The 6,498-nt window shown below is 55.8% G+C and carries 14 protein-coding genes and 1 pseudogene; all 15 read right to left on the bottom strand.

Going from position 1 to position 6,498, the window contains the following annotated elements; all coding sequences use genetic code 11:
- The gene (gene rplE / locus TZ03_RS26160; protein ID WP_003255474.1) at positions 1–540 is read right to left on the bottom strand and encodes a 50S ribosomal protein L5; all 540 of its coding nucleotides are present in this window, start codon (positions 538–540) and stop codon (positions 1–3) included.
- A 20-nt stretch (positions 541–560) separates the two neighbouring features.
- On the bottom strand, positions 561–875 hold the full coding sequence (rplX, locus tag TZ03_RS26165; RefSeq protein WP_016715319.1) for a 50S ribosomal protein L24: 315 nt from the start codon (positions 873–875) through the stop codon (positions 561–563).
- Between the two features lie 11 nt (positions 876–886).
- Complete coding sequence (rplN, locus tag TZ03_RS26170; protein ID WP_002555479.1) at positions 887–1,255, bottom strand: 50S ribosomal protein L14; 369 nt, start codon at positions 1,253–1,255, stop codon at positions 887–889.
- Between the two features lie 23 nt (positions 1,256–1,278).
- Positions 1,279–1,545, bottom strand: a complete 267-nt coding sequence (rpsQ, locus tag TZ03_RS26175; RefSeq protein ID WP_003255478.1) for a 30S ribosomal protein S17 — start codon at positions 1,543–1,545, stop codon at positions 1,279–1,281.
- A 2-nt stretch (positions 1,546–1,547) separates the two neighbouring features.
- Complete coding sequence (rpmC, locus tag TZ03_RS26180) at positions 1,548–1,739, bottom strand: 50S ribosomal protein L29 (protein WP_002555481.1); 192 nt, start codon at positions 1,737–1,739, stop codon at positions 1,548–1,550.
- Positions 1,739–2,152 (bottom strand): 50S ribosomal protein L16, encoded by a 414-nt coding sequence (rplP, locus tag TZ03_RS26185; RefSeq protein WP_003255479.1) that lies wholly within the window; start codon positions 2,150–2,152, stop codon positions 1,739–1,741. The genes rpmC and rplP overlap by 1 nt, the downstream gene beginning before the upstream one ends.
- A 12-nt stretch (positions 2,153–2,164) precedes the next feature.
- A complete protein-coding gene (gene rpsC / locus TZ03_RS26190) occupies positions 2,165–2,851 on the bottom strand; it encodes a 30S ribosomal protein S3 (RefSeq protein ID WP_003255481.1) in 687 nt (228 codons plus the stop codon).
- 13 nt (positions 2,852–2,864) lie between these two features.
- A complete protein-coding gene (rplV, locus tag TZ03_RS26195; RefSeq protein ID WP_003103908.1) occupies positions 2,865–3,197 on the bottom strand; it encodes a 50S ribosomal protein L22 in 333 nt (110 codons plus the stop codon).
- Between the two features lie 11 nt (positions 3,198–3,208).
- Positions 3,209–3,484 (bottom strand): 30S ribosomal protein S19, encoded by a 276-nt coding sequence (gene rpsS / locus TZ03_RS26200; RefSeq protein WP_003255482.1) that lies wholly within the window; start codon positions 3,482–3,484, stop codon positions 3,209–3,211.
- Between the two features lie 16 nt (positions 3,485–3,500).
- Positions 3,501–4,325 carry a 50S ribosomal protein L2 gene (gene rplB / locus TZ03_RS26205; RefSeq protein WP_003255483.1) on the bottom strand — a complete coding sequence of 275 codons (825 nt, stop codon included), beginning with the start codon at positions 4,323–4,325 and terminating at the stop codon, positions 3,501–3,503.
- A gap of 14 nt (positions 4,326–4,339) precedes the next feature.
- The gene (gene rplW, locus TZ03_RS26210; protein WP_003255484.1) at positions 4,340–4,639 is read right to left on the bottom strand and encodes a 50S ribosomal protein L23; all 300 of its coding nucleotides are present in this window, start codon (positions 4,637–4,639) and stop codon (positions 4,340–4,342) included.
- On the bottom strand, positions 4,636–5,238 hold the full coding sequence (rplD, locus tag TZ03_RS26215; protein ID WP_003255485.1) for a 50S ribosomal protein L4: 603 nt from the start codon (positions 5,236–5,238) through the stop codon (positions 4,636–4,638). The genes rplW and rplD overlap by 4 nt, the downstream gene beginning before the upstream one ends.
- A 12-nt stretch (positions 5,239–5,250) precedes the next feature.
- Positions 5,251–5,886 (bottom strand): 50S ribosomal protein L3, encoded by a 636-nt coding sequence (rplC, locus tag TZ03_RS26220; protein WP_003255486.1) that lies wholly within the window; start codon positions 5,884–5,886, stop codon positions 5,251–5,253.
- An 80-nt stretch (positions 5,887–5,966) separates the two neighbouring features.
- Positions 5,967–6,278: a 30S ribosomal protein S10 gene (rpsJ, locus tag TZ03_RS26225; RefSeq protein ID WP_003186070.1), complete on the bottom strand. Its 312-nt coding sequence runs from the start codon at positions 6,276–6,278 to the stop codon at positions 5,967–5,969.
- 141 nt (positions 6,279–6,419) lie between these two features.
- Positions 6,420–6,498: pseudogene (locus TZ03_RS29385) on the bottom strand (elongation factor Tu); the annotation flags it as partial.

The following is a 6,498-nucleotide window of genomic DNA, read 5'->3' on the forward strand; positions in this document are numbered from 1 at the left end:
TCAGTTGCGGAACGGGAACTTGAAAGCACGCAGCAGAGCGCGGCCTTCGTCGTCCGAACGAGCAGTGGTGGTCAGGGTGATGTCCAAACCGCGCAGAGCATCGATCTTGTCGTAGTCGATTTCCGGGAAGATGATCTGCTCTTTCACGCCCATGCTGTAGTTGCCACGGCCATCGAAGGACTTGGCATTCAGGCCGCGGAAGTCGCGAACCCGAGGCAGGGAGATCGCCAGCAGGCGGTCCAGGAATTCGTACATCTTGTCGCTACGCAGGGTCACCTTGACGCCGATCGGCCATCCTTCGCGGACTTTGAAGCCAGCGATGGATTTACGAGCGAAAGTCACGACCGGTTTTTGACCGGTGATCTTTTCCAGGTCAGCTACAGCGTGCTCGATGACTTTCTTGTCGCCGATCGCTTCGCCCAGACCCATGTTCAGGGTGATCTTGGTAACGCGCGGAACTTCCATCACGTTCGACAGCTTAAGTTCTTCCTTAAGCTTAGGAGCGATTTCGTTCCGGTAAATCTCTTTCAGTCGTGCCATGGTCTTCTACCTAGCAGTGTTCAAGCATCAACCGCTTTTTGGGTCGACTTGAAGACACGAATTTTCTTACCGTCTTCTACTTTGAAACCAACGCGGTCAGCCTTGTTGGTTTCGCCGTTGAAGATGGCAACGTTGGAAGCGTGCAGAGGCGCTTCTTTCTCGACGATACCGCCCTGAACGCCCGCCATCGGGTTAGGCTTGGTATGACGCTTGACCAGGTTCACACCGCCAACGACCAGACGGTCATCAGCCAGAACCTTCAGCACCTTACCGCGCTTACCTTTGTCTTTGCCGGCGATCACGATGATCTCGTCGTCACGACGAATCTTTTGCATGTCGGATCTCCTTACAGCACTTCAGGGGCGAGCGAGACGATCTTCATGAACTTCTCAGTACGAAGTTCACGGGTCACTGGCCCGAAAATGCGAGTGCCGATCGGCTCTTGCTTGTTGTTCAGCAGAACAGCAGCGTTGCCGTCGAAACGAATGATGGAACCGTCAGCGCGACGTACACCGTGACGGGTACGGACGACAACAGCAGTCATCACCTGGCCTTTTTTGACCTTACCGCGCGGAATTGCTTCCTTGACGGTTACTTTGATGATGTCACCGATGCCGGCGTAACGGCGGTGCGAACCACCGAGCACCTTGATGCACATGACGCGACGAGCGCCGCTGTTATCGGCCACATCGAGCATGGATTGAGTCTGAATCATAAAATTTCTCCGACCCCTAGCCCTTAGACTTCAACAGCGCGTTCGAGGACTTCAACCAGTGCCCAGGACTTGGTCTTGGCCAGCGGACGGGTTTCACGGATGGAAACCTTGTCGCCGATCTTGCACTGGTTGGCTTCGTCGTGCGCGTGCAGCTTAGTCGAACGCTTAACGTATTTACCGTAGATCGGGTGCTTTACGCGACGCTCGATCAGAACGGTGATGGTCTTGTCCATTTTGTCGCTGACGACACGGCCAGTCAGCGTACGGACGGTTTTTTCAGCTTCAGCCATGATCACTTACCTGCCTGCTGGTTGAGCACAGTTTTCACGCGAGCGATGTCACGCTTAACTTGCGAGAGCAGGTGCGACTGCCCCAACTGGCCAGTTGCTTTCTGCATACGCAGATTGAACTGGTCGCGCAGCAAGCCGAGCAGTTGCTCGTTCAGTTGCTGTGCCGATTTTTCACGAAGTTCATTCGCTTTCATCACATCACCGTCCGCTTAACAAAGGAGGTGGCGAGAGGCAGCTTTGCAGCAGCCAGGGCGAAAGCTTCGCGCGCCAGCTCTTCAGAAACACCCTCGATCTCGTACAGGACTTTGCCTGGCTGAATCTGGGCAACCCAGTATTCCACGGAGCCCTTACCTTTACCCATACGAACCTCGAGAGGCTTCTTGGAGATCGGCTTGTCCGGGAACACACGGATCCAGATCTTACCGCCACGCTTAACGTGACGGGTCAGCGCACGACGTGCGGACTCGATCTGGCGAGCGGTGAGGCGACCGCGAGCAACAGCTTTCAGGGCGAATTCGCCGAAGCTGACTTTGCTACCGCGCAGTGCCAGACCACGGTTGTGGCCAGTCATCTGCTTGCGGAATTTTGTACGCTTTGGTTGCAACATTTGGCGTACCCCTTACTTAGCAGCTTTTTTACGAGGCGCTGGTGCTTGTGGTTTCAGTTCTTCTTGGCGACCACCAATAACTTCGCCTTTGAAGATCCAAACCTTCACACCGATCACACCGTAGGTGGTGTGAGCTTCGTAGGTGTTGTAGTCGATATCGGCACGCAGGGTGTGCAGAGGCACACGACCTTCGCGATACCACTCGGTACGAGCAATCTCAGCACCGCCGAGACGACCGCTCACCTGGATCTTGATGCCCTTGGCACCAATACGCATGGCGTTCTGTACGGCGCGCTTCATGGCGCGACGGAACATTACGCGGCGTTCCAGCTGCTGAGCTACGCTCTGCGCAACCAGCATAGCGTCGAGTTCCGGCTTGCGGATCTCTTCGATGTTGATGTGCACAGGCACACCCATCTGCTTGGTCAGGTCCTGACGCAGCTTCTCTACATCTTCACCTTTCTTGCCGATAACGATACCGGGACGAGCGGTGTGGATGGTGATGCGTGCAGTTTGAGCCGGACGATGAATATCGATACGGCTTACGGACGCGCTTTTTAGTTTGTCTTGGAGGTACTCACGCGTTTTCAGATCCTTCAACAGGTAATCTGCGTAAGTAGCACCGTCTGCGTACCAGACGGAGGTGTGCTCCTTGACGATTCCCAGGCGAATGCCAGTGGGATGTACTTTCTGACCCATCTGATCGACTCCGTTACTTGTCCGCAACCTTGACAGTGATATGGCAAGACCGCTTGACGATGCGATCAGCACGGCCTTTGGCACGTGGCATGATGCGCTTCAGCGAACGCCCTTCGTTGACGAAGACGGTGGAGACCTTCAGGTCATCAACGTCTGCGCCTTCGTTGTGTTCGGCGTTGGCTACGGCCGACTCGAGGACTTTCTTCATGATTTCAGCGGCTTTTTTGCTGCTGAAGGCCAACAGGTTGAGCGCTTCGCCCACCTTCTTCCCGCGGATCTGGTCGGCGACCAAGCGGGCTTTCTGGGCGGAGATGCGAGCGCCCGACAACTTAGCGGCTACTTCCATTTCCTTACCCCTTAACGCTTGGCTTTCTTGTCAGCCACGTGCCCGCGGTAGGTGCGGGTACCGGCGAACTCGCCCAGTTTGTGGCCGACCATGTCTTCGTTCACCAGAACTGGGACATGTTGACGACCGTTGTGTACCGCGATGGTCAGACCGACCATTTGTGGCAGGATCATCGAACGGCGCGACCAGGTTTTAACTGGCTTGCGATCGTTCTTCTCCACCGCCACTTCGACCTTCTTCAGCAGGTGAAGATCGATAAAAGGACCTTTTTTCAGAGAACGTGGCACTGTCGTATCCCTCTAGTTACTTGCGACGACGGACGATCATGTTGTCGGTACGCTTATTACCACGGGTTTTCGCACCCTTGGTTGGGAAGCCCCATGGCGATACCGGATGACGACCACCGGAGGTACGACCTTCACCACCACCGTGTGGGTGGTCAACCGGGTTCATGGCAACGCCACGAACGGTTGGGCGAACGCCGCGCCAGCGTTTGGCACCAGCTTTACCCAGCGAACGCAGGCTGTGCTCGGAGTTCGAGACTTCGCCCAGGGTCGCACGGCACTCAGCCAGGACTTTACGCATTTCACCAGAGCGCAGACGCAGGGTCACGTAGACACCTTCGCGAGCGATCAGCTGAGCCGAAGCACCAGCGGAACGAGCGATCTGAGCACCTTTACCCGGCTTCAGTTCGATGCCGTGGATGGTGCTACCTACTGGAATGTTGCGCAGCTGCAGGGAGTTACCGGCCTTGATTGGGGCCAGGGCACCTGCGATCAGCTGGTCGCCAGCGCTCACGCCTTTAGGGGCGATGATGTAGCGACGCTCACCGTCTGCGTAGCACAGCAGGGCGATGTGAGCAGTACGGTTCGGGTCGTATTCGATACGCTCGACAGTGGCTGGAATGCCATCTTTGTCGTTGCGACGGAAGTCGACCAGACGGTAATGCTGCTTATGACCACCACCAACGTGACGAGTGGTGATGCGGCCATTGTTGTTACGACCACCAGACTTCGATTTTTTCTCGATCAGCGGTGCGTGAGGAGCGCCTTTGTGCAGCTCCTTGTTGACCACCTTGACCACGAAACGGCGGCCAGGGGAAGTCGGTTTGCATTTAACGATTGCCATGATGCACCCCTTCCTTACTCAGCACTGCTGCTGAAATCGAGATCTTGGCCTGGCTGAAGGGAGACGATCGCCTTCTTCCAGTCATTACGCTTGCCCAGACCACGTGCGGTACGCTTGGTTTTACCCAGAACGTTAACAGTCGACACGTTTTCAACTTTTACGTTGAACAGGCCTTCGACAGCTTTCTTGATTTCCAGCTTGGTTGCATCGGTAGCAACCTTGAATACGAACTGGCCTTTTTTCTCAGCCAGAACGGTAGCCTTCTCGGAAACGTGCGGGCCAAGGAGGACTTTGAATACGCGTTCCTGGTTCATCCCAGCAGCTCCTCGAATTTCTTCACGGCCGAGACAGTGATCAACACTTTCTCGTATGCGATCAGACTGACCGGGTCGGAACCTTGTACGTCACGTACGTCGACGTGCGGCAGGTTGCGAGCAGCCAGGTACAGGTTCTGATCAACAGCGTCGGAAACGATCAGTACGTCGCTCAGACCCATGCCGTTCAGCTTGTTCAGCAGATCTTTGGTTTTCGGTGCTTCAACAGCGAAGTCCTGAACCACGACCAGACGGTCGCTACGCACCAGCTCAGCGAGGATGGAGCGCAGAGCTGCGCGGTACATCTTCTTGTTGAGCTTTTGCGAGTGATCTTGAGGGCGAGCTGCGAAGGTTACACCACCGCCACGCCAGATCGGACCACGAGTGGTACCAGCACGAGCACGGCCAGTACCCTTCTGACGCCATGGGCGCTTACCGCCACCAGCCACGTCGGAACGGGTCTTTTGCTGCTTGGTGCCCTGACGGCCGCCGGCCATGTAGGCCACGACTGCTTGGTGTACCAGCGTCTCGTTGAATTCGCCACCGAAAGTCAGTTCGGAAACTTCGATCGCCTGAGCGTCATTTACATTAAGTTGCATGTCAGTTTCCCCTTAACCGCGAGCCTTGACAGCTGGACGTACAACAACGTCGCCGCCAGTAGCGCCAGGTACGGCACCCTTGATCAGCAGCAGGTTGCGTTCAGCGTCTACGCGAACTACTTCCAGGGACTGAACAGTCACGCGCTCGGCGCCCATGTGACCGGACATTTTCTTGCCCTTGAACACACGACCAGGAGTCTGGCACTGGCCGATGGAACCAGGAACACGGTGCGACACGGAGTTACCGTGGGTGTTGTCCTGACCACGGAAGTTCCAGCGCTTGATGGTACCGGCGAAGCCTTTACCTTTGGACTGACCAGTAACGTCAACCAGCTGGCCTGCAGTGAAGAGTTCAGCTTTGATCAGATCGCCAGCCTGGAAATCGCCTTCTTCAAGACGGAACTCCCAGACACCGCGACCAGCGGCAACGTTGGCCTTGGCGAAGTGGCCTGCCTGAGCGGCAGTCACACGCGAAGCACGACGCTCGCCGACAGTGACTTGCACTGCACGGTAGCCATCGGTTTCTTCAGTTTTGAACTGGGTGACGCGATTCGGCTCGATCTCAATGACCGTGACCGGAATGGAGACACCTTCTTCGGTGAAAATGCGGGTCATACCGCACTTGCGACCGATTACACCAATAGTCATGTTGTAAACCTCATGAGTGTACGGGGCTTTCACCCGCTATGGCCGCCCATTTCAGAGCGTTACACGACTAGACCGAAGTCTTAGCCGAGGCTGATCTGTACTTCCACACCTGCCGCCAGATCAAGCTTCATCAGCGCGTCAACGGTTTTATCCGTTGGCTGGACGATGTCCAGAACACGCTTATGAGTGCGAATCTCGTACTGATCACGCGCGTCTTTGTTGACGTGCGGGGAGACCAGAACGGTGAAACGCTCTTTGCGGGTAGGCAGTGGAATTGGACCACGCACTTGTGCACCAGTACGTTTCGCGGTTTCCACGATTTCCTGGGTGGATTGGTCGATCAGGCGATGGTCGAAAGCCTTCAACCTGATACGGATTTGCTGATTTTGCATTGGATTTCAGACTCCAGGCTGTTCCCAACGGACGCACTACGCCCGCTAAAAGGAGGCGTGATTCTATAGACGCCCCCATTTAGTGTCAACCCAATAAAAAAAACCCCCGCTGAGCGGGGGTTTTTTCAATCGGTCGAGGGATTACTCGATGATTTTGGCTACGACGCCGGCGCCGACGGTACGACCGCCTTCACGGATAGCGAAGCGCAGACCGTCTTCC

The organism is Pseudomonas sp. 10-1B (genome assembly GCF_000935045.1).
GTDB lineage: Bacteria > Pseudomonadota > Gammaproteobacteria > Pseudomonadales > Pseudomonadaceae > Aquipseudomonas.

What these genes read in the sequence shown, in the direction of transcription:
- rplE (WP_003255474.1), bottom strand. Translation starts at nt 540, where the DNA reads ATGGCACGACTGAAAGAGATTTACCGGAACGAAATCGCTCCTAAGCTT.
- rplB (WP_003255483.1), bottom strand. Translation starts at nt 4,325, where the DNA reads ATGGCAATCGTTAAATGCAAACCGACTTCCCCTGGCCGCCGTTTCGTG.
- rplN (WP_002555479.1), bottom strand. Translation starts at nt 1,255, where the DNA reads ATGATTCAGACTCAATCCATGCTCGATGTGGCCGATAACAGCGGCGCT.
- rplC (WP_003255486.1), bottom strand. Translation starts at nt 5,886, where the DNA reads ATGACTATTGGTGTAATCGGTCGCAAGTGCGGTATGACCCGCATTTTC.
- rpsC (WP_003255481.1), bottom strand. Translation starts at nt 2,851, where the DNA reads ATGGGTCAGAAAGTACATCCCACTGGCATTCGCCTGGGAATCGTCAAG.
- rplP (WP_003255479.1), bottom strand. Translation starts at nt 2,152, where the DNA reads ATGTTGCAACCAAAGCGTACAAAATTCCGCAAGCAGATGACTGGCCAC.
- rpmC (WP_002555481.1), bottom strand. Translation starts at nt 1,739, where the DNA reads ATGAAAGCGAATGAACTTCGTGAAAAATCGGCACAGCAACTGAACGAG.
- rplX (WP_016715319.1), bottom strand. Translation starts at nt 875, where the DNA reads ATGCAAAAGATTCGTCGTGACGACGAGATCATCGTGATCGCCGGCAAA.
- rplW (WP_003255484.1), bottom strand. Translation starts at nt 4,639, where the DNA reads ATGAACCAGGAACGCGTATTCAAAGTCCTCCTTGGCCCGCACGTTTCC.
- rpsJ (WP_003186070.1), bottom strand. Translation starts at nt 6,278, where the DNA reads ATGCAAAATCAGCAAATCCGTATCAGGTTGAAGGCTTTCGACCATCGC.
- rplD (WP_003255485.1), bottom strand. Translation starts at nt 5,238, where the DNA reads ATGCAACTTAATGTAAATGACGCTCAGGCGATCGAAGTTTCCGAACTG.
- rplV (WP_003103908.1), bottom strand. Translation starts at nt 3,197, where the DNA reads ATGGAAGTAGCCGCTAAGTTGTCGGGCGCTCGCATCTCCGCCCAGAAA.
- rpsQ (WP_003255478.1), bottom strand. Translation starts at nt 1,545, where the DNA reads ATGGCTGAAGCTGAAAAAACCGTCCGTACGCTGACTGGCCGTGTCGTC.